The sequence below is a fragment of the Acrocarpospora macrocephala genome (assembly GCF_009687865.1).
Classification (GTDB): domain Bacteria; phylum Actinomycetota; class Actinomycetes; order Streptosporangiales; family Streptosporangiaceae; genus Acrocarpospora; species Acrocarpospora macrocephala.
Genome location: NZ_BLAE01000067.1, coordinates 16,891 through 41,943 on the forward strand (window position 1 = coordinate 16,891; position 25,053 = coordinate 41,943).

Consider the following 25,053-nt stretch of genomic DNA (forward strand, 5'->3'; position numbering starts at 1 on the left):
AAACCACGCGGATCAAGCCACCGCTTCATTCGAGCGACCATGGCGATGACGGGGTCGGGCGGAGCCCGAGGGAACGAAGGGGCTGAGTGGGTGGGGAGAACCAGGCCTGGCAATCCCCACGTACCACTCAGGCTTCTCGGTGACCCTCGAAACGCATCGTTCTGGACACACCGATGCGGACGGTGGTGCCGGGGACTATGGGGACTGGCTCGTTGGGGGGAATGTCGTAGTAGTTGGGGTCGCCCGGGGGTTGGATTTGGGTGCCGTTGACGGAGCCGAGGTCGACCAGGGTGACGTCCCAGCCCTCCAGGGCCACGCGGAGGTGGCGGCGGGAGACCGAGCCGTCGGGGCTGGTGACCCTGGCCGGGCGAGCCTGTCCCGCCTGAACCTCGGACGCGCGTTCCGGATCCCGGCCGAGAATGTAGTCGGAGTCCAGCCGCAACGCGAGCCCATCGTCAAGCAGCAACACCCCGAGCGCGGGCCGGGTCCCCTTGTACGGCACCAGCGTGCTCTGCACCAAAGGCACCCCGCACACCGCGCAGTACGGCACCCGCGGATCGTTGAAGTGGTCGTTCTTGCAGTCCACCCCATGCACCATCGGCCCGGCCTCACGGTCCGGCGTGGCGTCCAGCTGGGTGCTCTCGCTCACGTCCCCGGTCCGGGTGACCGACCCGGCCTGGTGCCCGTTGGCCTGCCGGTGACTCTCATCCCTGGTCGCCACCGGCATCGGCTCCTCCATGGGGGAGGGCTGCGGACCGGTCGGCATGGGCGGCGGCATCGGCGGATTGCCCTGGGGCATCGGCTGCGGCATGGGCGGAGGCGGCGGCAGGGGATGCGGCTGCGGCCCGGACGGATGCCCGAGCGGACCGGGCTGCCCGGGCGGACCCGGCGGCATCGGGGGCGGACTCGGCGGCATCGGCGGCGGGCCGGGAGGCATGGGCGGCGGCCCTGGAGGCATCGGCGGCGGCATCGGCGGCCCCCCATACGGGGGCACGACGGGCTCGCGGGGCGCGATCGGCTCATGCGGCAGGATCGACTGGGCCGGTCCGGACTGGCCGGACTGAGAGGGCTGCGGCGGGTACGGATGACCAGGACCAGGCGGCACCGGCCGGTGCACGGTGTGACCCGGCGAAGTGAAGTCGATCTCCACTCCCGCGCCCGCCACCACGCCACCGTCCAAGCGCGCATACGGGCTCGACGCCCCAGAACCCGGCAGGCGGAGCTCCACCTTGGTCACCGGCCCGTTGACCAGCCGATCGGTCCACGTCAGCGAATCCTGGCCCGACAACATCACGTCGCCGTCCGGACCGCCGAGCACGGACGCCATGGCCGCCCCGCACACCAGGACCGCCACCCCGCCACCGGCGGAACCGGCCACCGCGCAGGCGATCGGATCCCCGTTCATGGAACGGGCCAGCACCTGGGCCACCCGGCGAGCCAGCACCCGCCCGTCACCCCCCGTGCCCGCAGTCTCCCGCAGCGCGTCGAGCAACTCCTCCACCACCGGGCCCGCGGGACCGCAGACCAGCAGCAACCCATTGAAGTGGGCCACCACGCCTTCACCCGGAAGCGGACGGACAACCCCCGCGCCCTGATCCGTCACAGACCTCTCCCTCCCCGCACGCGCCACCTGTCCGGCGGCGCCGACATCACACCGCGTCGACGAGTCCTCAAACGTGGCAAATAGAACACTCCTGATCAGCTGACCAGAACACTAGTGGCGGAACGCCAGTAAGACGAGTGGGACAAATGGGTTCGGCATGCCACCACACCCACCACCACGCCAGCCCGCGTCACCTACCGGTCACCTCGCGTCCACATCCCCAACGAGCCCGCATCGCGCCACGAGCACGAGCCCGCGCCCCGACGCCCCTTGCGGTCGCGCCCGAAGCCCGTACCCGAGGCGAAGCCATTGCCGTCACACCCGAAGCCCGTACCCGAGGCGAAGCCTTTGGCGACGCGCCCGGAACTCCACACCCCCCGCTGAAGCCCTGGTTGTAGCGCCACGAGCTCAAACCCTGGGTGAAACGCTCTTCGGCACGCTCGAAGCTCATGCCCCGGCGAAGCTCGGCAACCGACCAACCCGCGTCCGCTCCCGCCTCCACTCGTCGGCGCGCCCAAAGCGCGTACCTCGGTGAACCCTTTGGCGTCACGCCCGAAGCCTGTACCCGAGGCGAAGCCATTGCCGTCACGCCCGAAGCCCGTACCCGAGGCGAAGCCTTTGGCGTCGCGCCCGGAACTCCACACCCCCCGCTGAAGCCCTGGTTGTGGCGCCACGAGCTCAAACCCTGGGTGAAACGCTCTTCGGCACGCTCGAAGCTCGTGCCCCGGCGAAGCTCGGGAACGGACCAACCCGCGTCCGCTCCCGCCTCCACTTGTTGGCGCGCCCAAAGCGCGTGCCTCGGTGAGGTCCCTGTTGTCGCGCCGGAGTTCATACCCCGGTGAAGACCTTGTTGACGTCGGCGGTGACGAGGACGCCGTAGATCTCGCCGCCTCGCTCGACCAGCAGGTACTCCCCCGCCGGGTTGCCGCGCATGGCGTCGATGAGCGGTTCGCCCTCCAGGTCGGCGCCCAGCACTAACGCCGGTTCCAGACTACGCGCGACCGCGCCCGCGGTGACCCAGGGGCGGCGCTGCTCGGGGGTGGCGTTGACGGCGGCCTCGTTCACGATCGCGGTCGGCCGTCCCTCGTGGTCGACCACCACGATCGCGCCGGCGCCGGTCTCGCGCGCGCGGCGCAGGGCCTCCGCCAGGGGGACCTCGGCGGTGACCGGGAGCGCGCGGCGGGCCAGGGTTCTGGCCCGGACCTGGGGTAGCCGGGAGCGGACTTTGGCCACGCGCAGCGACTGGGAGGCGCCGATCCAGATGAAGGAGGCCAGCACCATCGACCAGAGCACCGTGGTGAAGTCCGGATCCTGCCCGGCCATCAGGGGCAGGATCAGCTGGGACAGCACCAGTGCCACGGCCAGCACGCGGCCCACCCAGGCGGCGGCGACCGTGCCGGAGTTGGGGCTGCTGGTGGCCTTCCAGACGCCCGCGCGGAGCATCCTGCCGCCGTCCAGGGGCAGGCCTGGCAGCAGGTTGAAGATGCCGACGATCAGGTTCGAGAACCACAGCATGAAGACCAGGACGCCGGCCACCGAGTTGCCGTCCATCACGCGGTCGGCCAGGAAGAACACCCCGGCCAGGCCGAGCGAGGCCATCGGCCCGGCGAACGAGACGAGGAACTCCTTGCCGGGGGTGTCCGGCTCCTTCTCGATCTCGGAGACGCCGCCCAGCAGGTAGAGCGTGATCCGTTTGACCGGCAGGCCGTAGGCCTTGGCGACTACGCAGTGCGCGAGTTCGTGCAGCAGCACCGACACATAGAGCAGCACGGCGAACATCAGCGCGATGCCATACTGCGCGAGGTCGGAGAACTCCGGCAGTCGATCACCCACCTGCGGCTTGAAGCTGATCGTGATGAACGCGGCGACGATCAGCCACGTCGGCGACACGTACACCGGGATGCCGAACGGCCGCCCCATGCGCAGCCCCGGAGATGGTGTGCTCATAGTGGTGGTGTTCCCCTTCCTTGGCGTCGATCCTACGCTCCGCCAGCCGATATGCGACGCCCCGCAATCATGACCTCCACCAGACCGCCCTCACGGTGCGGAACACCGGCCCCACCAACCACACGCCGACGACGCCGCCAGGACGGTACGCGTTCCAGGGGCTAGGCGAGGCCGGGCCGCGCATCCTGGCGGAGGCGCGGGAGCAAACCGGGCTGCCGATCATGACCGAGGTAAGGCGATCGGGCCGCTCGGTGTACGCCAAATCCCCGCCGATCCACCACGGACAGAAGCCGACCGGGCTGCCGATCATGACCGAGGTAAGGCGATCGGGCTGCTCGATGCACGCCGGATCCCCGCCGATCCACCACGGACAGAAGCCGACCGGAGTCCGGGGCTGACGATACGGCCGGGGTCCGGTCAGCGCTTACCCGACCACGCGGCCCGAGAACCGGCCACCGACGCGGCCCGAGAACGGCCAGCGCGTAGCCGACATGCGGGCCGGGGTCGGCGGTGCAAGCGGGGTTCTGTCGGTCGGAGTCCGGGCCTGACGATACGGCCGGGGTCCGGTCAGCGTGTACTCGACCCCGCGGCCCGAGAACCGGCCAGTGTGTACCCGACGCGGCCCGAGAACGGGCCAGCGCGTAGCCGACATGCGGTCGGGATCGGCGGTGCTGGCGGGGTTCTGTCAGTCGGGTGGCCTACAGTCTGGGCATGACCCTGACCGAGGAGCGCGCGATCATCGGGGCGCTTTCCCCCTCTCGTGCCGGCGATTTCATGACATGCCCGCTGCTTTACAGGTTCAGGGTGATCGATCAGCTGCCGGAGAAGCCGTCGGCGGCGGCCGTGCGGGGCACGCTGGTGCACGCCGTGCTGGAGCGGTTGTACGACCTGCCCGCCGAGGGGCGGACGGTCGTGGCGGCGCAGGAGTTGCTGGAACCGCAGTGGCGGCGGCTGCTGGCCGAGGAGCCGGAGTATGGCGCGCTGTTCGCCGACGACGGCGAGCGGGACGGGTGGCTGGAGCAGGCGCGGGGGATGCTCGGGCGGTATTTCACGCTGGAGGATCCGCGGCGGCTCGAACCGGCCGAGCGTGAGCTCTACGTGGAGGCCGTGCTGGACAGCGGGCTGATGCTGCGCGGGTATATCGATCGGCTTGACGTGGCGCCCACCGGCGAGGTGCGGGTGGTCGACTACAAGACCGGGAGCGCGCCGGGGCCCGACTTCGAGGCCAAGGCGCTGTTCCAGATGAAGTTCTACGCGCTGGTGTTGTGGCGGCAGCAGGGCAGCGTGCCGCGCATGCTCCAGCTGATGTATCTGGGCAACGGCGAGGTGCTGCGCTACCTGCCCGACGAAGCCGACCTGCGGGCGACCGAGCGCAAGGTCCAGGCCCTCTGGGAGGCCATCGACCGCTCGCTGCGCACCCGCGAATGGCGGGCCCGCCGCTCCCGGCTCTGCGACTGGTGCGACCACCAGGCCCTCTGCCCCGAGTTCGGCGGCACCCCACCCCCGGTCCCCGACCGGGAACCCCGCCCATCCCGCCGCCTCCCCCGCAGAGCCGCCACCGACGAACTCTGACGCCCCCACCCGAAGACACCGGACCCAAAGCACCCCCGCCCGAAGAGATCGCCCGAAATAGCGCGGGGGTGGGTGCGCGCATCGTTCGCGGGATCTCGCCGCGAAGACACCGGCATCAAAGGCGCCTCGCCCCGAGACACCGCCCGGTACGGGACTGGCGTGAGTGCGCGCATAATCGCGGGATGCTGGAAGACACCGGGATCAAAGGTGCTTTGCCCCGCAACACCGCCCGGAACGGGACTGGCGTGAGGGTGCGCATAATCGCGGGATCTCGAAGACACCGGGATCAAAGGCGCCTCGCCCCCAGACACCACCCGGACGGGACGGGCGGGAGGGGGCGCATCATTCGTGGGGATGAGGCAGGAGGGGTGGGGAGCGGCCTAAATTTGTTGGGTGCGTAGCAGCTTGCGGTCCTGGCTCCGGGCTTTTCCCCTGATCGGGGACTCAGTGCTCGCGGTCTCGCTGACGGTGGCGTCCACCGTTTTCATCCTGATCACCGACGCCGAGATGATCGCGGAGTGGGACGGGTTCGCGCCGGTCCCGATGCGCGAGCCGAACGCGGGCAGCCTGCTGCTGGCCGGGGTGATGACGATGTCGGTGGTGCTGCGCCGGCGCTGGCCGTTCGTGTTGCTGCTGGCCGTGGCCGTGCCGCAGTTCGCGCTGGACATGCTGCGTTTCAACGCGGGTCTGGCCAGCCTGGCGGCGGCCATCCTGCTCTACACGGTGGCCGCTTACCGGGGCCTCGCGCTGAGCGTGGTCGGCGCGGTGTACACGCTGCTCAGCTATCTGCTCACGGTGGCGCTCACCGACGACCAGTTCGGCTGGGCCGACCATGTCGTGGTGGTGGCCGTGGTCACGCTGTGCTGGGTGCTCGGGCGGAGCGTGCGGCTGCGCCGGGCGTACCTGGACGAGCTGGTGGATCGGGCGGACCGGCTGGAGCGGGCCAGGGAGGCCGACACCCGGGCGGCGCGAGCGGAGGAGCGGTCCAGGATCGCGCGGGAGCTGCACGACGTGGTCGCCCACCATGTCAGCGTGATGACCGTGCAGGCGGCCGCGGCGCGCAAGATGCTCGACAAGGACCTCCAGGTGGCCGAGGACGCGCTGCTGGCGATCGAGCAGATGGGCCGCACCGCGATGGCGGAGATGCGCAACATCGTCGGCGTGCTGCGCACCGACGGCCCGGCCGAGCGCGGCCCGCAGCCGGGCATGCACGATCTCCCGTCCTTGGTGGAGCAGATGCGCGAGGCCGGGCTGCGCACCCAGCTCTGGCTGGAGGGCGAGCAGCTCGACCTGCCGCCGGGCATCGACCTCGCCGCCTACCGCCTGGTCCAGGAGGCGCTCACCAACAGCCTCAGGCACGCGGGGCCCACGGCCAGGGCCTGGGTGACCGTACGGCAGGAGCCCAGCGAGCTCACCGTGCACGTCGAGGACGACGGCCGCGGGCCCGGTTTCGACCAGCGCCAGCCCGGGAGAGGCACGATCCCGGAGCGGAGTCATGGACCGGGTCAGGGGAAAGGGCATGGTTTGGTGGGCATCAAGGAGCGTGTCGCCCTCTATGGTGGAGTCCTGCGGATTGGCCCGCGCCAGGGGGGCGGGTTCGAGGTCCGCGCCCGGTTCCCCCTCAAGGACAGACGATGACGATCAGGGTGCTGCTGGTGGACGACCAGCCGCTGCTGCGCACGGGGTTCCGCTTCATTCTGGAGGCGGAGCAGGACGTCACCGTGGTCGGCGAGGCGGGCGACGGTTCCACCGCGATGGACCAGGCCCGCGCGCTGCTGCCGGACGTGGTCCTGATGGACATCCGGATGCCGGGCATGGACGGGATCGAGGCGACCCGCCGCATCGTCAGGGAGGCGGCGCCGAGCGCGCACGTCCCCCGGGTGCTGGTGCTGACCACCTTCGACCTCGACGAGTACATCGTGGAGGCGCTGCGGGCGGGCGCGAGCGGCTTCCTGCTGAAGGACGTGCCGCCGGACGAGCTGTTGCAGGCCATCCGGGTGGTGGCGGCCGGAGACGCGATCGTGGCCCCCAGCGTCACCCGCCGCCTGCTGGACCGCTTCGCCACCCACCTGCCCACCGCCCACCAGCAGGCCACCCCGGCCCGCCTGGACCGCCTCACCGAGCGCGAGCTGGAGGTCCTGCGGCTGATCGCGAAGGGCCTCTCCAACGCGGAGATCGCCCGCGAGCTGGTGGTGAGCGAGACCACAGTCAAGACGCATGTCGGAAATGTACTGACGAAGCTTGCGTTGCGGGATCGGGTGCAGGCGGTCGTCCTCGCGTACGAGACCGGCCTGATCACACCCGGCGCGCTTCCCTGACGACCGGTGCGGGGCTGACCCGCCCCGACGCCGAGGTCTGATGCCGCCCAGCCAACAGACAGGGCGCGCACGTTTGCCAATTTTTGGTCGTGGGTCTCCCCGTAGCCGGTAAGGAGTGTTTGGGGGGCGTGCGTCTGGTCGCGAGGGGGTGATCAGCCTGAGAGCGTGGCATCACTGGTCCATCCGGACCCGCTTCACCGTGGCGGCCAGCGCGGTCATGGCGCTGATCTGCACCGCCGTCGCGGTTTTCGTCCTGCTGGCCCTGCGGGACGACGCCATCGGACGCAGGACGGAACAACTCGTCGCCAACGCCGTGACCGTGGCCGCGGAGATACGCCACCACGGCGTATCCCCCCGGCCGCCGCCGTGGCGGCCGGATACGGCGGTTCAGGTGTTCGACGCGGCCGGCGCGCTGGTCGCCGCCACCCCGGACATGGCACACCAGCCGCCGATGACGACTCTGCAACCCGATGTCGACGCGTTCGCGACCGCCAGGCAGTGCGACGGCGTGTTCCCCGGCCAGTGCAAGATCGTGATCGAGTACCCCTTCCACACGACCAGCGGCGTCTGGCGGCTCGACATGGCCGTCTCCGATGTCCCCTGGTACGTGGGCCCTCAGCTGCTGCTCCCGCTCGCCGCCGGCTGGCTCCTGCTGGTCGGGGCGACCATGGTGGGCACCCACCGGACCGTGAGCAAGACCCTGGAGCCGGTGCGGGCGATCGGCGGCAAACTCGCCCAGATCACCGAGAGCGACCTCGGCCACCGGGTGCCGGTGCCGAAGTACCAGGACGAGTTGCGGGATCTCGCCGAGATCGCGAACAAGACCCTGGACCGGGCCCAGGCAGCGGTCGAACATCAGCTCCGGTTCGCCTCGGACGCCTCCCACGATCTGCGCAGCCCGCTGACGGCGATGCGAGCGGAGATCGAGGAGGCGCTCATGTACCCGGAGCTGAGCGACTGGCCGCAGACCGCCAACACGCTGCTGGACAGCGTGCAGCGCATGCAGGACCTGGTCACCGACCTGTTGCGGATCGCCCGGCTGGACGCGGGCGTCCGCGGCCGGCGCGAGCCCGTCGACCTGGCCGACCTGGTGCGGTGCGAGCTGGATCGGCGCCCGCGCGGAGTCGCCGTGATCCGCAAGCTCACCCCCGGCGTCGTGATCGACGGGGAGCCGATCGCCCTGGGCCGGGTATTGAACAACCTGCTGGACAATGCCGAACGGCACGCCGACGCCACCATCACGGTCACCGTCACCCGGCAACCGGGCGCGGCGGTGCTGGAGGTGTGCGACGACGGCGAGGGCGTCGCGCCCGGCCAGCGGGAGGTCATCTTCGAGCGGTTCGCCCGCCTGGAGGCCTCCCGGAGCAGAGACGCCGGCGGCACCGGGCTCGGCCTGCCCATCGCCAGGCAGATCGCCGAAACCCACGGCGGCACCCTCACGATCGAAGACAGCCCCCGCGGCGCGCGGTTCGTCCTGCGCCTGCCCGTCCAGTCCGATGCCCCGTAGCCTCAACGGCGCGGTCCCGCTCCGGCTGAGCGGGACCGCACCGGGCGGGAGGCGTCAGGTCTGAGCGGCCACCTCGGGTTCGGCGAGAGCCGGGGCGTTCTCCGGGAAATGGCAGGCGACCTGGTGGCCGGGGGCCAGCTGCAGCAGCGGCGGTTCCTCGGTCTTGCAGATCTCCTGCGCCTTCCAGCAGCGCGTGTGGAACCGGCAGGCGGGCGGCGGGTTGAGCGGCGACGGCACGTCGCCCTGCAGGCGGATACGCTCGCGCCCGGCCTTGCCCTTGGGGTCGGGGATGGGGACCGCCGACAGCAGGGCGTTGGTGTACGGGTGCATGGGCGACTCGTACAGACCCTTGCGGTCCGCCAGTTCGACGATCTTGCCCAGGTACATGACCGCGACCCGGTCGCTGATGTGCCGGACCACCGACAGGTCGTGCGCGATCACCAGGTAGGTGAGGTCCAGCTCGTTCTGCAGGTCCTCCAGCAGGTTGACCACCTGCGCCTGGATGGACACGTCCAGCGCGGAGACCGGCTCGTCGGCGATGATGAGCTTGGGCTTGAGCGCGAGCGTGCGGGCGATCCCGATGCGCTGCCGCTGGCCGCCGGAGAACTCGTGCGGGTAGCGGTTGTAGTGCTCGGGGTTGAGGCCGACCAGGGCGAGGATGTCCTGGACGGCCTTCTTGACGCCCTGCTCGGTGTGCACGCCCTGGATCTTGAAGGGCGCCCCGACGATCGCCCCGACCGTGTGCCGGGGATTGAGCGAGCTGTACGGATCCTGGAAGATCATCTGCATGTCGCGGCGAAGCGGGCGGATCTTGCCCTGCGACATGTGGGTGATGTCGTGCCCCTCGAAGATCACCTTGCCGCCGGTGGGCTCGATCAGCCGGGTGATCAGCCGCCCGGTCGTGGTCTTGCCGCAGCCGGACTCGCCGACCAGGCCGAGGGTCTCCCCCTTGCGCACGTCGAAGCTGACGCCGTCCACGGCCTTGACCGCGCCGACCTGGCGCTGCAGCAGGCCCTTGGTGACCGGGAAGTGCTTCTCCAGCCCCTGGACGGAGAGCAGTGGTTCGGTCATGCGGACTCCAGGTTCGGCTTGATCTCGGTCGCCCAGATGGCGCGCCGCTCCTCCCGCGGCAGGTGGCAGCGGACCAGATGGCCGCCCTCGGTCTCGACCAGATCCGGGACCTCGGTGTTCGCCTTCCCGCCGGTACGGCCCTCGAAGGCGCAGCGCGGATGGAACGCGCACCCGGCCGGGACGTTGATGAGCGAGGGCGGGGAGCCCTTGATCGGCAGCAGCCGCTCGGTGGGCTCGCGGTCCAGGCGGGGCATGGAGCCCAGCAAACCCCAGGTGTAGGGATGCTCGGGCCGCTCGAAGATGTCCTCGGCGGAGCCGTACTCGATGGCCTTGCCGCCGTACATGACGAGGATGTCGTCGGAGAGCTCGGCCACCACGCCCAGGTCGTGGGTGATGATGATGAGCGCGGCGTTGAAGTCGCGCTGCAGGTCGCGCATCAGGTCCAGGATCTGGGCCTGCACGGTGACGTCCAGGGCGGTGGTGGGCTCGTCGGCGATGAGCAGCTCGGGGTCGCAGGACAGAGCCATGGCGATCATCGCGCGCTGCCGCATGCCGCCGGAGAACTCGTGCGGGTAGCTGTCCACCCGCCGCTCCGGCTGCGGGATGCCGACCCGGCCGAGCAGGTCGACGGCGTGCTTGCGGGCGACCTTCTTGGTGACCTTGTTATGGATCCGGTACGCCTCGATGATCTGGGCGCCGACCGTGAAGTACGGGTGCATGGCCGACAGCGGATCCTGGAAGATCATCGACATCTTCTTGCCGCGCAGCCTGCGCACGTGCTCGGGGCTCGCGCTGACCAGTTCCTCGCCGTCCAGCCAGATCTCGCCGGAGATCCTGGCCCGGCCGCCCTTGTGCAGGCCGAGGATGCCGAGCGAGGTGACGCTCTTGCCGGAGCCCGACTCGCCCACGATGCCGAGCGTCCTGCCCCGCTCCAGCTTGAAGGAGAGCCCGTCGACGGACCTGACCAGGCCGTCGTCGGTCGGGAAGTGGATCTTCAGGTCCCGGACGTCCAGGAAGTGCTCGCTCATGTCAGCCTCACCCTCGGGTCCACGACCGCGTACAGCAGGTCCACGATCAGGTTGGCCATCACGATGAAGAAGGCGGCCAGCATGGTGAAGCCCATGATCTTGGGCAGGTCCTGGGTGGAGATCGCCTGGGTGGCGTACTTGCCGAGCCCGGGCAGCGAGAAGACGTTCTCGGTGAGGATGGCGCCGCCGAGCAGGATGCCGACGTCCAGGCCGAAGATGGTCACGATCGGGGTGAGGGCGGCGCGCAGGCCGTGCTTGGTGATGACCGTGGACTCGCGCAGGCCCTTGGCCCGCGCGGTGCGGATGTAGTCCTCCCCCATCGTCTCCAGCATGCCGGCCCGGGTGAGCCGGGCGTAGGCGGCGGCGTTGAGGAAGGCGAGGGTGAGCCAGGGCAGGATCAGGCTGTAGGCCCATTCCGCCGGATTCTCGGTCAGCGGCGTGTACGCCCCGCCGGGCGCGGTTATTCGCAGCCCGTAGCTGAACAGGGACAGCGCGATCAGGCCGGTGAAGAACGGCGGCAGCGAGACGCCCGACAGGGCGATCACCATCGCCGTCCGGTCGAAGATGGACCCGCGTTTCAGCGCCGACAGCACGCCGACGGCGACGCCGGCCAGCAGCCAGATGATCGACGCGCCGGCCGCGAGGGACAGGGTCACCGGCATCCGGTCGACCAGGTCCGGCCAGACCGGGTTCTTCGTGACGAAGGAGTAGCCGAAGCAGGGGGCGGGGCAGTGCTCGACGCCCGCGCCGTAGTCGTACTCGGCGCCGACGAAGATGCCCTTGATCCACCGGGCGTACTGGACGACCACCGGGTCGTTGAGGCCGAGCTTGTTCGCCACGGCGACGACGGTCTCCTGGGTGGCGGCCCGCCCGACGTAGCGGTTGGCGAAGTCGGTGGCGGTGACCCCGGCCAGCCTCGGCACCACGAAGAAGATCGAGAAGGTGACCATGCTGACCACGGCCAGCATGAGCAGGGCGCCGATCAGGCGCCGGATGATGTATGTGACCACTGTCCCCCCTCGGCTGGAGGGGGACCGGCTCGGTCGGAGCCGACCCCCCTTTTCGCCGCCTGCGGCTGGCTACTCGACGCCGAGCGCCAGGTAGTCGTACATGTCGAAGGCGCCGGTGATGAACTGGTTCGTCACACCCTTGCCGCGGAGCAGCAGGCCCTTGGAGTAGACGGTCGGGAGGACGTAGGCGCCCTCCATGACCTTCGCGTCCGCCTGACCCCAGATGGCGTCACGCTTGGCGGTGTCCAGCTCGGCGAACGCCTGGTCGACCAGGGCGTCCACGGCCGGGTCCTTGACGCTCAGGTTGTAGTTGCCGGCCTCGCGGATGGTGCGGCTGTCGATGATCTGGGACAGGAAGCCGAAGCCGTCGTTCCAGTCCGCGCCCCAGCCGTTGGTGGCCAGGCCGATCCCGTTGGCCTTGGTGTAGGCGGGCTTGCCGGCGTACGCGGTGAAGTACTCCGAGGTCGGGAAGCCCTTCAGGGTCAGCTTGATGCCGACCTTGGCGAGCGCCTGCTGCATCGACTCGGCCACGGCCTGCTCGCGCGGGCGGTCCGAGCGGAAGGTCATCGTGGTCTCGAAGCCGTTGGGCTGGCCGCAGGCCGTGAGGGCCTCCTTGGCCTTGGCCTCGTCGCCGGTGCCGAGCGGGAAGGTCTCGATCTTCTTCCAGCCGCCGATGCCCGGGGGCATCAGGGAGGTGGCGATGTCACCGGCCAGCGGGCCGCCCATGGCGGTCTGCAGGCCCACCCGGTCGGCCCCGTAGATGACGGCCTTGCGGCACTCGATGTTGTCCAGCGGCGGGTTGTCGTTGAGGATCGAGACGTACCAGGTGCGGGCCGAGATCGGGTTGTCCGCGCGGGCGTTCAGCTCGGGGTCCTGCTGGACGGTCGCGATGGCGGCCGGCTGGACGCCGCTGCCGGCGATGTCGACGTGCAGGTCGCCGGAGATGATCCGGTTGTCCAGGTCGTCGCCCTGGACGCCCAGGGTGATCTCGTACGAGTCCGGCAGCGCCTTGCGGATCGGGTCGGTCGCCGGGTCCCACTGGTCGTTGCGGATCAGCGTGTACTGCTTGCCCGGCTCGACCTTGTCGAACTTGTACGGCCCGGACGCGAGCACGTGGTCGCGATACTTGATGCCGGTGTCCTTGGCCTGCGGGATCGGCACGGTGGCCGGCAGCGCCGCGAAGTTGTCGAAACCGGCGTAGGCCTTGTTGAGGTGGAAGACGATCGTCTGGTCGTCCGGCGTCTCGATGGCCTGGTCGGTGTTGACGTCCGGCGTCTTGTAGACCGACTCGAAGTCCTTCGGCAGGTCCAGCCAGTCGTTGAAGTACGTCGGGCCGTTGACGAAGGTGGTCTTGTCAAGCTGGCGGAGCACGGCGTACTTCACGTCCTTGGACGTGATCGGCGTGCCGTCCTCGTACTTCAGCCCGGCCCGCAGCTTGTAGGTCCAGGTCTTGCTGCCGTCGCTGGACACGCCCAGGCTCTCGGCCAGGTCGGGGACCAGCTCGCGGCCCTTGGCGCCGGGCGCGGGGTTGTAGGTCACCAGGGGGCGGGCGTAGATCCGCAGCAGGTTCCACGACATGCCGTAGTAGGTGTCACCGGGGTCGACGGAGTCCCAGTCCTCGGTGACGGCCATCTTCAGCACGCCACCCTTCTTGTCGGACGGGTTCACCACGTTTTCCAGGCCGGCGTTGAAGCCGGTCGCCCCGGCGGCCGAGGCGGACGCGGCCGGAGCGGCGGTTCCGCTGGGCTCCGTGCTGTCACCTCCGCCACAGGCCGACAAGGCCAAGGCCAAGGCCGCGCCGGAGGCCACGACCGCCAGTGTTCTCTTCTTCATTTACGTAAACCCCTTGTTGGTAGGAGCTGGGGAACGGGACGAGACTCGGGTGGTTCAGCGGCTCGACTTGGGGTCCAGCGCGTCGCGCAGACCGTCACCGAACAGGTTGAAGGCCAGCACGGTGATGAAGATCGCCATGCCGGGGAAGATCATGAAGTGCGGGACGGTGTAGTACTTGGTGGCGGCCGAGAGCATGGCGCCCCAGGTCGCGGTGGGCGGCTGGATGCCGACGCCCAGGAAGGACAGCGCCGCCTCGAACAGCACGTTGGCCGGGACCAGCAGGGTGGCGTAGATCAGGATCGGCGCGATCAGGTTCGGCAGGATCTCCCTGAACAGGATGTACGGCCCGCGCGCGCCCAGGCTCCTGGCCGCGTCCACGAACTCCCGCTCCCGCAGGGAGAGCGTCTGGCCGCGGATGATCCGGGCGATGTAACCCCAGTTGAAGAAGCCGATGACGAAGATCAGGAGCAGGATGCGGAGGCTGTCGCCCTTGACTCCGAGCTGGGTCTCGAACTGGCCGAGCACGCCGACCAGGGCCAGCGCGAAGACCAGGATGGGGAAGGCCAGGAAGATGTCCATCAGGCGGCTGATGATGGTGTCCACCCAGCCGCCGAAGTAGCCGGCCACGACCCCCATCACGGTGCCGATGAGCACCGAGATCAGGGTGGCGAAGAAGGCGATGAGCAGGGAGATGCGGGCGCCGTAGACGACCCGGCTGAACAGGTCGCGGCCGTTCTGCGGTTCGACGCCGAACAGGAAGTCCCCGCTGATGCCGCTGCCGCCCTTGGGGCGCATCGTCATCGTGTCGATCATTTCCTGGTGGAATTCGTTCGGCGGGTGGCCGAACCAGCTCACGATGAGCGGGGCGAAGATCGCGACCAGGACGAGGAAGATGACGACACCCGCGCCGGTGAGGGCGACCTTGTCCTTCTTGAGGCGCATCCACGCGATCTGCCCGAGTGACCGGCCTTGGATCGCTTTGGGTCCACCCACGCCGGAAAGGACTGCCTCCGGCGTCGCCTTCGTCTCCTCTCCGGAGACGTCGAGCGGTGCGGTCATGCGTTGAGCCCCCTGGGTTCCAGACGACGTCGTCCTATGGGCTGCGCCCGTTAACGTCGCTCCCATATCTTGCGGGTCCGCGTTGTGAGCGGGTCCCGGAGGCAGAATCTATGGGCTGAACTGGGTAAACAAGACCTAGTAGGCGCTATGTGGCCCAACTGTGATTGACGCGCAATGCATTCGTATCGATCTTGTCAAGAATGTCAGAGGCCGGTTCCGGTTACGTCTCGGAACCGTGACATTGCACTGACAAGCGACTTAACATCCCATCATCCGAGATTTCGTGGCTTGGCCGCGCCTGTGTCTGGACTGAGGAACGCAGGTCGCGAAGCGGCCGGAGTGACGAGGGAAGACACAGGCTGAAGGCGGCCGAGCCCGCCGTGCCGGAGGCGCGGCCATGGACACAGTGCTCAGCTGATGCCGTGCTTCTTGAGGATGTCCTCGACGTCGGAGAAATCGTCGGAAGCGGGCTTGTTCGCGACGGGCTTGGGGGCGTCCTTCTTCGCGGCCGGCAGCGGGCGGGTAGGCGCCTCCGCGCCCGTCGCGCCGCCGGGCGCCTGCTTGCCCGTCCTGCCCATGGCCCGGAACTTCGCGAGGGTACGGCCCCGGATCCCGCCGCTCACGAAGAACAGCAGCACCGAGATCCCCGCCAGCGCCACCCCGGCCCACACGGCGGGCGAGAAGACCAGCCCGGTGGCGAAGCTCACCAGCGCGGTGCCGATGTTCCAGATCGTCTTCAGCGCGCCCGTCAGGTAGGCGGCGAGCGGCAGCAGCGCCCAGGCGGTCATCCGCAGCCCGGCCGAGACTCCCCGGCGGCGAAAGGCGACGTAGGCCATTGCCACCCCGGCCGCGGTCAGACCCGCGCAGAGCGGAAGCCAGGCAATCTGTTCGAACGACATGATGGGCCCCCTTTATGCGACTTGATCCCATCCTGGCACGTGCACGCTTGGTCCGCGCTCCTCCTGTAGGAGGGCTCTACCCCTAGGGGTACCCCGGGCTAGCCCTGTAGAGCTCGGGGGTTCACACGGATCCGCCGGAAACGCGGGATTCCTACCGTCGAGAGCAACGACAGGGTCTCTCGGAGGTAGATCATGTGGCCTTTCACCGGCCGTACGGCGGAACGCGATCGGGTCCGGTCGGCGCTCCGCGCGGACGGCGGAATTCTGATCTCCGGCGACGCGGGCTCGGGGCGGACCCGCCTGCTCGCCGAGTCTCTCGCGGGCGCGCACGGGAGCAGCGCCCGCGTCCAGGGCATCGGGCCCGAGGTGCCGTTCGGCGCGTTCGCGCACCTGCTGGGCACCCCGCGGTGCCCGGTGAACCCGCTCGGCTGGGCGATCCAGGCGCTCGGCGAACCCCCGGCGATCCTCGCCGTGGACGACGCCCACCTGCTCGACCCCTGCTCCGCCGCGCTGGTACGGCACCTGGTGACCCGCTCGGGCACCCGCCTGGCGGCCACCGTCCGCGCCGGCGCGCCCGTGCCCGAGCCGATCCAGGCCCTGTGGCGGGAGGGCGTGGCCGACCGGCTGGACCTGGCGCCGCTCAACCCGCGCGAGACCGGCCTGCTGCTGGCCGCCGCGCTGGGCGGCCCGGTCGAGGTGACGACGGCCCGTCGGATGCACCACGCCAGCGGCGGCAACGTCCGGCTGCTGACCGAGCTCGTCCCCGGCGCGACGCTGGCCAAGGTCGCCGGCCAGTGGCACTGGCAGGGCGAGCTGACGATCACCCCACGCCTGCGCCAGCTGGTCGAGGCCGAGCTCGCGAGCCTGGACCCGGCGGAGACCGAGGCGGTCGGCCTGGTCGCGCTGGGCGAGCCCGTCGACCTGGACGTGCTGCTCGACCTGGCCGACCGCGACGCCGTGGCCCGGCTGCAGCAGCGCGGCCTGATCGTCCTGACTCCCCCGCGCGCCCGGCTGGCCAACCCGATCGTGGCCCGGGTCGCCCGGGATCGCGCCCCCGCGCGCACCCAGGAACGGCTGGCCCGCCTGGTCCCCGCCCCCGACACCCGCGCCGAACGCTGGAGCGCGGAGCTGAGCGCCCGCGAGATCGAGGTGGCCCGGCTGGCCTCCTGGAACCTGACCAACCGGGAGATCGCCGACTGGCTGGTCCTGTCCCCCCGGACCGTCGCCAACCACCTGTGCCGCGTCTACACCAAGTTAGGCGTGCACGACCGCGGCGACCTGGCCCCGTTCCTGGCGACGGCCTAGAACAGGGCCCGCAGCACGCTCAGGTCGACTTCGAGCAGGGACGGCACGACCAGGCGTCCCGGCACGGCCGGGATGGGCACCACGCTGGGCACGGCCACCACCCGGCAGCCGGCCGCCGTCGCCGCGGCCACCCCGTTCGGCGAGTCCTCCAGCACCGCGCAGCACTCCGGCCGCGCCGACAGCAGCCGGGCCGCGGTCAGGTACGGCTCCGGGTCCGGCTTGGTCCTGGTCACGTCGTCGGCGGTCACCACGATCGAGAACCGGTGCCGCCCGACCACCTCCAGCACCGCGTCGGCGACCGGTTTCAGCGAGGAGGTGACCAGGCCGGTCCTGACCCCGGCCCCGTTCAGCTCGGCGAGCAGCTCCAGCGCGCCCGGCATCGGCTCCACCTCCACGGCCAGCCGCTCGATCATCCCGTCCAGCAGCCACGCCCCGACCGTGCCGGGCGGCACGTCGGCCCCGGTGAGGGCGAGCATGTAGGTGATCGTGCGATCCCATGAGCCGCCGACCATCGCGGCCCCGTGCTCGGGCCCCCAGGAGCCGCCGAGGCGCTCCACCACCTCGGTCTCGACCTCGAACCACACCTTCTCGGTGTCGACGAGCAAGCCGTCCATGTCGAACAGAACCGCGTCCACGGCGTTGATAACCCTTCGGTAGCTCAGACGTTGAAATATTTCGCCTCGGGGTGGTGAGCCACCAGGGCGGACGTGGCCTGTTCGGGGTGGAGCTGGAACTCCTCCGACAGCTCGACGCCGATCCGGCCGGGGTCGAGCAGCTCGAACAGCTGAACCTGGTCTTCCAGGTTCGGGCAGGCCGGGTAGCCGAAGGAGTACCGGCAGCCGGTGATGTTGACCTTGAGCATGTCCTGCAGCGACTCCTCGCCGCCGATGCCCAGCTCGGATCGCACCCGGGCGTGCCAGTATTCGGCGAGTGCCTCGGTGAGCTGGACGGACAGGCCGTGCAGCTCCAGGTAGTCGCGGTAGGCGTTTTTGGCGAACAGCTCGGCGGTGGCCTCGCTGATCCGGCGGCCCATGGTGGCGACCTGGAGGGCCACCACGTCCACCTCGCCGGAGTCCCTGGACTTGAAGAAGTCCGACAGGCACAGGTGGCGGTCGCGGCGCTGGCGCGGGAAGGTGAACCGGGTCCGCTCGCCGCCCGCCTCGTCGAGGATGATCAGCGAGTCGCCGTCCGCCACGCAGGAGAAGTAGCCGTACACGACGGCGGCCTCCAGCAGGCCCTCGGTCTGCAGCCGCTCCAGCCACATGCGCAGCCGGGGGCGGCCCTCGGTCTCAAGCAGTTCCTCGTAGGAGGGTCCCGCGCCGCCGCGGGCGGACTTCAGACCCCACTGGCCCATGAAGGTGGCGCGCTCGTCCAGGAACGCGGCGTACTCGTGCAGGGCGATGCCCTTGACGACGCGATCGCCGAGGAACGGCGCGACCGGCACCGGATTGTCGGCGGCCACGTCCGATCGGGCGGGCAGCCGCTCGACCGGGGTGCGCTCCAGCACCGCGCCGGTCCTGATCCGGCGCTCCCGCAGCGGGGGGAGCTCGGCCCCGGTCTCGCCGCGCTTGACCTTCATGAAGGCGTCCATCAGCCGCAGGCCCTCGAACGCGTCGCGGGCGTAGCGCACCTCGCCGTCGAACAGCTCGGCCAGATCCTGCTCCACGTACGCCCGGGTGAGGGCGGCCCCGCCGAGCAGCACCGGATACCTGCCGGCGATCTTCCTGGAGTTCATCTCCTCCAGGTTCTCCTTCATGACCACCGTGGACTTGACCAGCAGCCCGGACATGCCGATCACGTCGGCGCGCTCGTCGTCGGCGGCCTCCAGGATGGCCGACACCGGCTGCTTGATGCCGAGGTTGATCACCTCGTAGCCGTTGTTGGACAGGATGATGTCGACCAGGTTCTTGCCGATGTCGTGCACGTCGCCCTTGACCGTGGCCAGCACGATCCGGCCCTTGCCCGCGCCCTCGACCTTGTCCATGTGGGGTTCCAGGTAGGCCACGGCGGTCTTCATCACCTCGGCCGACTGGAGCACGAACGGCAGCTGCATCTGGCCGGAGCCGAACAGCTCGCCGACCGTCTTCATGCCCTCCAGCAGCACGTCGTTGATGATCTCCAGAGCCGGGCGCTGCTGGAGCGCCAGGTCCAGGTCGGCTTCCAGGCCTTTCTTCTCGCCGTCCACGATCCGCCGCTTGAGCCGTTCCCACAGCGGCAGGCCGAGCAGCTCGGCGGCCTTGCCCTCCCGCATCGAGGCGGCGTCCACGCCCTCGAACAGGTCCATGAACCGCTGCAGCGGGTCGTAGCCCTCGCGGCGGCGGTCGTAGACCAGGTCCAGCGCGACCTGGCGCTGCTCGTCGGGGATGCGGGCCATCGGCAGGATCTTGGACGCGTGTGCGATGGCCGAGTCGAGCCCGGCGTTGACGCACTCGTTGAGGAAGACCGAGTTGAGCACGATCCTGGCCGCCGGATTGAGGCCGAAGGAGATGTTGGACAGCCCCAGCGTGGTCTGTACGGCCGGGTAGCGCCGCTTGAGCTCGCGGATGGCCTCGATGGTCTCCACGCCGTCCCTGCGGGTCTCCTCCTGGCCGGTGGCGATCGGGAAGGTGAGGCAGTCGACCACGATGTCCTCGACCCGCATGCCCCAGTTGGCGGTCAGATCCTCGATGGTCTCGCCGGCGATCCGCACCTTGTCGGCCTTGGTACGGGCCTGCCCGGCCTCCTCGATGCACATCACGACCACGGCGGCCCCGTGTTCCCGGACCGCCGTCATGATCTTGTGGAACCGGGACCCCGGGCCCCGGCCGTCCTCGTAGTTGACCGAGTTGACCACCGCCCGGCCGCCCAGCATCTCCAGGCCCGCCTCCAGCACGGCCGGCTCGGTGGAGTCGATCATGATCGGCAGGGTGGAGGCGGTGGCGAACCGGAACGCCAGCTCCTTCATGTCCCGCACGCCGTCCCGGCCCACGTAGTCCACGCAGAGGTCCAGCAGGTGCGCGCCGTCCCTGGCCTGGGCCCGGGCGATCTCCACGCACTCCTCCCAGTTCTGGGCCAGCATGGCCTCCCGGAACGCCTTGGAGCCGTTGGCGTTGGTGCGCTCGCCGATGGCCAGGTAGGAGGTGTCCTGCCGGAACGGGACGTGCTGGTAGAGCGAGGCGGCCCCGGCCTCGGGGCGCGGGCGGCGCTCGGCCCGCGGCCGCCCGCCCACCCGCTCGACCACCTGGCGCAGGTGCTCGGGGGTGGTGCCGCAGCAGCCGCCGACCAACGCCAGCCCGTAGTCCCTGGCGAAGGTCTCGTGCGCGTCGGCCAGTTCGGACGGGCCGAGCGGGTAGTAGGCGCCGTCGGAGGTGAGCTGGGGCAGCCCGGCGTTGGGCATGCAGGACAGCGGCAGCCGGGAGTGCTTGGCCAGGTAGCGCAGGTGCTCGCTCATCTCGGCGGGCCCGGTGGCGCAGTTGAGGCCGATCAGGTCGACGCCGAGCGGCTCGATCACGGTGAGCGCGGCCCCGATCTCGGAGCCGAGCAGCATCGCGCCGTTGGTCTCGATGGTGACCTGGGCGATGATCGGGATGTCAAGACCGGCCGCGGCCACCGCCCGCTTGGCGCCGATCACGGCCGCCTTCACCTGGAGCAGGTCCTGGCAGGTCTCGATGATCAACGCGTCCGCGCCGCCCGCGATGAGCCCGGCCGCGTTGTCCCGGTAGGCGTCCCTGAGCGTCGCGTACGGCAGATGCCCGAGTGTGGGCAGTTTCGTCCCTGGCCCCATGGACCCCAGCACGAACCGGGGTTTGCCCGGCGTGGACCAGTGGTCGGCCCGCTCGCGCGCGATCCTGGCCCCGGCCTCGGAGTACTCGGCGATCCGGTCGCCGATCCCGTACTCCCCGAGGGCGGCCAGGTTGGCGCCGAACGTGTTGGTCTCGACGCAATCCACGCCCGCCTCGAAATAGGCGTCATGCACCGCCTGGACGATGTCGGGGCGGCTGACGTTGAGAACCTCGTTGCAGCCCTCGTGCCCCTCGAAGTCGTCCATGGTCGGGTCCTGGGCCTGCAGCATCGTTCCCATGGCTCCGTCGGCGACGAGGACTCGCTCGGACAGGGCCACACGGAAGGACGGTCTGCTGGTCATGCGCCAAAGCCTATCGAGACGCGAATTGGACACCCTGTCCAATTGCTGGGATGTATCTCCTGATTCCTGTGTGAACAGATGGACCAGGTCAAGCATTCCTGCGGTCCCGGCACGGCTCCCGCAAACCCGGTGGACACCGGGATGTGCGGTCCTTCCCGCGCGAAGATAACGCTTTGGCCGTCACTCCGAATAGTCTTAGCCTCACGACTACGTGAGGAGGCGGCTTGATCGAGCTCGAAGGGCTCCCTGAGCTCGTCGATCCGGTGCTCATCGCCGCGTTCGAAGGGTGGAACGACGCGGGCGAGGCGTCCAGCGGCGTGCTCGCCCACCTCGAGACGGAGTGGAAGGCCACCCCGCTGGTCGAACTGGACCCGGAGGACTACTACGACTTCCAGGTCACCCGCCCCATCGTGGAGCTGGGCGAGGGCATGACCAGGTCCATCACCTGGCCGACCACCCGGCTGCTGGTGGCCCGCCCGCCCGGGGCCAAGCGGGACGTCGTGCTGCTGCGCGGCATCGAGCCGAACATGCGCTGGCGCAGCTTCTGCGCCGAGATCGTCGGGCTCTGCCACGACCTGGGCGTGGAGCTGGCGCTGCTGCTGGGGGCGCTGCTGAACGACTCCCCGCACACCCGCCCGGTGCCGATCGTCGGCTCGGTCAGCGACCCGGGCCTGGCCCGGGTGCTCAACCTGGACCTGACCAAATACGAGGGCCCGACCGGCATCGTCGGCGTGCTGCAGCACTCGCTCGGCAGCGCCGGGCTGCAGGCGGTCTCGCTGTGGGCGTCCATCCCGCACTACGTGGCCCAGCCGCCCAACCCGAAGGCCACCCTGGCGCTGCTCCGCAGGGTGGAGGACATGCTGGACATTCCCATGCCGTACGGGGATCTCACCGAGGAGGCGCGGGCCTGGGAGACCGGGGTGGACGAGCTGGCCTCGCAGGATTCCGAGGTGGCCGAGTATGTGCGGGAGCTGGAGGAGCGCAAGGACGCGGCCGAGCTCCCGGAGGCCAGCGGCGACGCGATCGCGGCCGAGTTCGAGCGTTACCTGCGCCGCCGCGACCGGGGCACCGACGGGTAAATCCCGAGCATGACTCGGAAAACCCCCATTCAAACCTAATTGCCGGTGTTTCTCGTATTGCATCGGGATTTGCGGTAATAATTGGCGGCTACAACCGGTCTATGCATGTCCGGGCCCGCTGTTCGGCAACGGTTCGGTCACCAGGAGAAACACGAGTCTGTAACACGCATGACCGGAGTTCTCGCCGCGTTGAACCTGACCATTGTGACTGCTCTTACCTCCACACCTTAGGCACCGTAGGGCGACCATGGCGACTGCCCAACCCGATCCACACGAGAGAGCACAGGAGACGCGCCAGCGCGTTCTGAAGATGGCCGTATTGATGAAATCGAGCACCGCCGCCGACGGGGGCGCCGCGTATCCGCACCTGCGGGGAACCACGCCGCAGCAGGCGGTGGACACCTTTCTCGCCCTGCTCCAGGACCGGCTGCCCGGCTGGCTGCGGACCCTGCACGATCTGATGCACCACGCGGGCCGGGGCCGGGTGGGCGACAACCTGCTGCCGGTCGCCAAGGCGGGCATCGAGTACTACGCCGAGGTGCAGGCCGCGGCCATGCCCGCGTTCGTGTCGCCGTCGCTGACCGTGCGGTTCCGGCAGGCCATGCGGGACAGCGAGCTCGGCCCGCAGGCGGAGATCGAGCCGCTGGCCGCCTACCTGGCGGCCGAGCAGGGTCTCGGCCGGATCGGCCCCGGGGTGAACCCGGAGGCCACCGCCCGGCTGCTGCTGGCGGGCTGCTTCCGGCACGCCTACTACGAGACGTTCACCGGCGCGGACTCCGAGCCCTCCCGGGACGAGAGCGCGGGGGACATCGTCAGGGAACTCCGGCTGGAAGCCTGAGCCTCGTCGAACCTGGTCCATACGAGGGCGGCCAGGTCGTCGTCGGCGCCGAGCGGAGCGGACACCAGGTCGGCGCTGCTGTCGGCCAGCCGGCCGTGGAAGTGCCCCGGGGCCAGCAGGTAGGAGGCCACGGCCACCCGGGGGGCCGTGCGCGTCGTGCGCGCCCTGGTGAGGGCGTCGGCCAGGGTGGGCGTGCCGCCGGCCGCGAAGGCGGCGGTGACGGGGCGCGAGAGCCGTACCGACAGCAGGCGGGCGGCCGCGCGGACGTCGTCCAGGGCCGAGGGGTCGGCCGAGCCCGCGGCGCCGAGCACGACCGCGTCGCCGGGCCGCAGCCCGGCGGCGTCGAGCCGCCGGGCCAGGACCGAGGTGAGCAGCGGGTGCGGGCCGAGCGGCCCGGCCACCCGGGCGTCGGGGCGCACCCCGGCGATGATCGCGGGCAGGTCGACGTGGGCGTGGTAGCCGCCCGCGAGCAGCAGCGGCACGACCACCACCGGGCCCACGCTGGCGGCCAGCACGTCGGCCAGCGGCGGGGTGCTCAGCTCCAGGAAGGCCAGCCGGACGCGATGCCCGGGGCGGAGCCTGCGGACCCGGCCGGCCAGGTCCGCCAGCACCGCCGACCACCGCTCGTCGCGGGCGCCGTGTCCCGCCATCACCAGGGTGGTCATGCGTCGTCCCGCTCGCAGGCCAGCCGGTAGCCGCGTTTGACCACGGTCTCCACGATGCCGCTCGGGCCGAGGGCGCGGCGGAGCCGGGTGATCGCCATCTCCACCGCGTGCTCGGCCGAGTCCCTGGACGGCCCGCCGGGCAGCACCAGGCGCAGGTCGGAGCGGGCCACCACGTGTCCCGGCCGGTCGGCGAGGCGCTTGAGCACGGCCATCGGCGCGGGCGGCAGCGGCTTGAGCTCGCCGTCCACGGCCACCGCGTGGCCGCGGATCTCCAGCCGGTGGCTGCCGGCGATCAGGCGGGTGACGCTGTGCTCGGGCAGGTGCCGGGCGAGCGTGCGGGCCAGCGAGCCGAGCCTGGCCCGTTCCGGCTGGATCGCGGGTACGCCCCGGCTCACCAGCGGCTGCGCGGTGACCGGGCCGACGCAGGCGGCCACGACCGGGCCGGAGAAGGCGGCGATGAGGGCGTCCTCCAGGCCGTCGGCGCGGGCCGCGTTCAGCATGGCCAGCACGGCGGGGGCGCTGGTGAAGGCCACCGCGTCCACCGAGCCGGAGACGGCCTGGCTGACCAGGCGGCGCAGCGGCGAGGTGTCCCGGTAGGGCAGCCAGCGGTAGACGGGCACCTCGGTCACGTGCGCCCCGGCCGCCCGCAGCTCGGCGATGAAGCCGGTGAGCGGTTCGCCGTGCAGCTGGACGGCGATCCTGCGGCCGCGCAGGTCCTGGGCGAGCAGGTACTGCTTGACCTCCTCGCAGGACTCGGTGGCCGGGGTCCAGTAGTCGGTCAGACCGGCCGCGCGGACCGCGCCGCGCGCCTTCGGGCCCCGGGTGAGCAGGCGGGCTCCGTTCAGGTGCCCGGCCAGGTCGGCGGACAGGCCCCAGCCCTCGGCGGCGGCCATCCAGCCGCGGAAGCCGACCCCGGTGGTGACCACCACGTCGTCGACGGGGGCGGCCAGGCACTCCCGGGTGGAGGCGAGCAGGTCGGCGTCCTCGGCCAGCGGCACCAGCCGGATCGCGGGGGCCCGGACCACGCGGGCGCCGCGCCGTTCCAGCAGGGCGGCGAACTCCTCGCGGCGACGGGTGGCGGTCACCCCGATGGTGAAACCGGCCAGCGCGTCGGGCGCGGTCTCGGGGGATCCGAGCTCGACCGGAGACCCCGGCGGGGCCTCAATCGGGGCTTCCGCCGGAGCTTCTTCGAGTAG

General features: G+C 70.4%; 19 protein-coding genes and 1 pseudogene. 8 read left to right on the forward strand and 12 right to left on the reverse strand.

The genetic code is table 11. The annotated features are described in order from the left end of the window. Positions 1–127: 127 nt before the first annotated feature. Entirely contained in the window at positions 128–1,603 is a 1,476-nt protein-coding gene (locus Amac_RS57560; protein ID WP_155360106.1) for an FHA domain-containing protein, read from the reverse strand. Between the two features lie 828 nt (positions 1,604–2,431). After that, a complete protein-coding gene (locus tag Amac_RS42455) occupies positions 2,432–3,550 on the reverse strand; it encodes a site-2 protease family protein (RefSeq protein ID WP_246269058.1) in 1,119 nt (372 codons plus the stop codon). A 119-nt stretch (positions 3,551–3,669) separates the two neighbouring features. On the opposite strand from Amac_RS42455, the pseudogene Amac_RS58190 reads away from it, so the two are divergent. From Amac_RS58190 to Amac_RS42480, 5 genes and pseudogenes are all read left to right on the forward strand, one after another. Then, a pseudogene (locus Amac_RS58190) lies at positions 3,670–3,783 on the forward strand (3-deoxy-7-phosphoheptulonate synthase); the annotation flags it as partial. Positions 3,784–4,261: 478 nt separating this feature from the next. Beyond that, positions 4,262–5,122 carry a RecB family exonuclease gene (locus Amac_RS42465; protein ID WP_155360108.1) on the forward strand — a complete coding sequence of 287 codons (861 nt, stop codon included), beginning with the start codon at positions 4,262–4,264 and terminating at the stop codon, positions 5,120–5,122. A gap of 393 nt (positions 5,123–5,515) precedes the next feature. Continuing rightward, the gene (locus Amac_RS42470) at positions 5,516–6,760 is read left to right on the forward strand and encodes a sensor histidine kinase (protein ID WP_155360109.1); all 1,245 of its coding nucleotides are present in this window, start codon (positions 5,516–5,518) and stop codon (positions 6,758–6,760) included. Further along, entirely contained in the window at positions 6,757–7,440 is a 684-nt protein-coding gene (locus Amac_RS42475; RefSeq protein ID WP_155350719.1) for a response regulator, read from the forward strand. The genes Amac_RS42470 and Amac_RS42475 overlap by 4 nt, the downstream gene beginning before the upstream one ends. A gap of 148 nt (positions 7,441–7,588) precedes the next feature. After that, positions 7,589–8,947: a sensor histidine kinase gene (locus Amac_RS42480; protein WP_155360110.1), complete on the forward strand. Its 1,359-nt coding sequence runs from the start codon at positions 7,589–7,591 to the stop codon at positions 8,945–8,947. A gap of 54 nt (positions 8,948–9,001) precedes the next feature. Here Amac_RS42480 and Amac_RS42485 read toward each other — a convergent pair whose 3' ends face one another. The 6 genes from Amac_RS42485 to Amac_RS42510 all read right to left on the reverse strand — a co-directional run bounded on the left by Amac_RS42485 (position 9,002) and on the right by Amac_RS42510 (position 15,847). Then, positions 9,002–10,018: an ABC transporter ATP-binding protein gene (locus Amac_RS42485; RefSeq protein WP_155360111.1), complete on the reverse strand. Its 1,017-nt coding sequence runs from the start codon at positions 10,016–10,018 to the stop codon at positions 9,002–9,004. Beyond that, positions 10,015–11,046, reverse strand: coding sequence for an ABC transporter ATP-binding protein (locus Amac_RS42490; RefSeq protein ID WP_155360112.1), 1,032 nt, complete (start codon positions 11,044–11,046; stop codon positions 10,015–10,017). Before Amac_RS42490 ends, Amac_RS42485 begins: the two co-directional genes overlap by 4 nt. Next, positions 11,043–12,056, reverse strand: a complete 1,014-nt coding sequence (locus Amac_RS42495; RefSeq protein WP_155360113.1) for an ABC transporter permease — start codon at positions 12,054–12,056, stop codon at positions 11,043–11,045. Before Amac_RS42495 ends, Amac_RS42490 begins: the two co-directional genes overlap by 4 nt. Positions 12,057–12,125: 69 nt before the next feature. Beyond that, entirely contained in the window at positions 12,126–13,889 is a 1,764-nt protein-coding gene (locus Amac_RS42500) for an ABC transporter substrate-binding protein (protein ID WP_155360114.1), read from the reverse strand. A gap of 54 nt (positions 13,890–13,943) precedes the next feature. Next, positions 13,944–14,948, reverse strand: coding sequence for an ABC transporter permease (locus tag Amac_RS42505; RefSeq protein ID WP_155360115.1), 1,005 nt, complete (start codon positions 14,946–14,948; stop codon positions 13,944–13,946). Positions 14,949–15,358: 410 nt separating this feature from the next. Then, the gene (locus Amac_RS42510) at positions 15,359–15,847 is read right to left on the reverse strand and encodes a cellulose synthase (protein WP_155360116.1); all 489 of its coding nucleotides are present in this window, start codon (positions 15,845–15,847) and stop codon (positions 15,359–15,361) included. Positions 15,848–16,039: 192 nt separating this feature from the next. On the opposite strand from Amac_RS42510, the gene Amac_RS56800 reads away from it, so the two are divergent. Continuing rightward, on the forward strand, positions 16,040–17,152 hold the full coding sequence (locus Amac_RS56800; protein ID WP_155360117.1) for a helix-turn-helix transcriptional regulator: 1,113 nt from the start codon (positions 16,040–16,042) through the stop codon (positions 17,150–17,152). Here Amac_RS56800 and Amac_RS42520 read toward each other — a convergent pair. Beyond that, positions 17,149–17,787, reverse strand: a complete 639-nt coding sequence (locus Amac_RS42520) for an HAD family hydrolase (RefSeq protein WP_155360118.1) — start codon at positions 17,785–17,787, stop codon at positions 17,149–17,151. The two genes, Amac_RS56800 and Amac_RS42520, sit on opposite strands and share 4 nt — an antisense overlap. A 23-nt stretch (positions 17,788–17,810) precedes the next feature. After that, positions 17,811–21,275 (reverse strand): methionine synthase, encoded by a 3,465-nt coding sequence (metH, locus tag Amac_RS42525; RefSeq protein ID WP_155360119.1) that lies wholly within the window; start codon positions 21,273–21,275, stop codon positions 17,811–17,813. Between the two features lie 224 nt (positions 21,276–21,499). Between metH and Amac_RS42530 the strand changes: the two genes are divergently transcribed. Further along, positions 21,500–22,354 carry a PAC2 family protein gene (locus Amac_RS42530; RefSeq protein WP_155350706.1) on the forward strand — a complete coding sequence of 285 codons (855 nt, stop codon included), beginning with the start codon at positions 21,500–21,502 and terminating at the stop codon, positions 22,352–22,354. A gap of 322 nt (positions 22,355–22,676) precedes the next feature. Continuing rightward, a complete protein-coding gene (locus Amac_RS42535) occupies positions 22,677–23,192 on the forward strand; it encodes a TetR/AcrR family transcriptional regulator (protein ID WP_155360120.1) in 516 nt (171 codons plus the stop codon). Here Amac_RS42535 and Amac_RS42540 read toward each other — a convergent pair. Continuing rightward, positions 23,105–23,857 (reverse strand): sirohydrochlorin chelatase, encoded by a 753-nt coding sequence (locus tag Amac_RS42540; protein ID WP_155360121.1) that lies wholly within the window; start codon positions 23,855–23,857, stop codon positions 23,105–23,107. The two genes, Amac_RS42535 and Amac_RS42540, sit on opposite strands and share 88 nt — an antisense overlap. Then, entirely contained in the window at positions 23,854–25,023 is a 1,170-nt protein-coding gene (locus Amac_RS42545; protein WP_246269061.1) for a uroporphyrinogen-III synthase, read from the reverse strand. Before Amac_RS42545 ends, Amac_RS42540 begins: the two co-directional genes overlap by 4 nt. Positions 25,024–25,053 lie beyond the last annotated feature (30 nt).

Excerpts from the sequence above, each read along its gene's own strand:
- metH (WP_155360119.1), bottom strand. The coding sequence starts at position 21,275 with ATGACCAGCAGACCGTCCTTCCGTGTGGCCCTGTCCGAGCGAGTCCTC.
- Amac_RS56800 (WP_155360117.1), top strand. The coding sequence starts at position 16,040 with ATGTGGCCTTTCACCGGCCGTACGGCGGAACGCGATCGGGTCCGGTCG.
- Amac_RS42465 (WP_155360108.1), top strand. The coding sequence starts at position 4,262 with ATGACCCTGACCGAGGAGCGCGCGATCATCGGGGCGCTTTCCCCCTCT.
- Amac_RS42475 (WP_155350719.1), top strand. The coding sequence starts at position 6,757 with ATGACGATCAGGGTGCTGCTGGTGGACGACCAGCCGCTGCTGCGCACG.
- Amac_RS42540 (WP_155360121.1), bottom strand. The coding sequence starts at position 23,857 with ATGACCACCCTGGTGATGGCGGGACACGGCGCCCGCGACGAGCGGTGG.
- Amac_RS42455 (WP_246269058.1), bottom strand. The coding sequence starts at position 3,550 with ATGAGCACACCATCTCCGGGGCTGCGCATGGGGCGGCCGTTCGGCATC.
- Amac_RS42490 (WP_155360112.1), bottom strand. The coding sequence starts at position 11,046 with ATGAGCGAGCACTTCCTGGACGTCCGGGACCTGAAGATCCACTTCCCG.
- Amac_RS42485 (WP_155360111.1), bottom strand. The coding sequence starts at position 10,018 with ATGACCGAACCACTGCTCTCCGTCCAGGGGCTGGAGAAGCACTTCCCG.
- Amac_RS42500 (WP_155360114.1), bottom strand. The coding sequence starts at position 13,889 with ATGAAGAAGAGAACACTGGCGGTCGTGGCCTCCGGCGCGGCCTTGGCC.
- Amac_RS42510 (WP_155360116.1), bottom strand. The coding sequence starts at position 15,847 with ATGTCGTTCGAACAGATTGCCTGGCTTCCGCTCTGCGCGGGTCTGACC.
- Amac_RS42535 (WP_155360120.1), top strand. The coding sequence starts at position 22,677 with ATGAAATCGAGCACCGCCGCCGACGGGGGCGCCGCGTATCCGCACCTG.
- Amac_RS42505 (WP_155360115.1), bottom strand. The coding sequence starts at position 14,948 with ATGACCGCACCGCTCGACGTCTCCGGAGAGGAGACGAAGGCGACGCCG.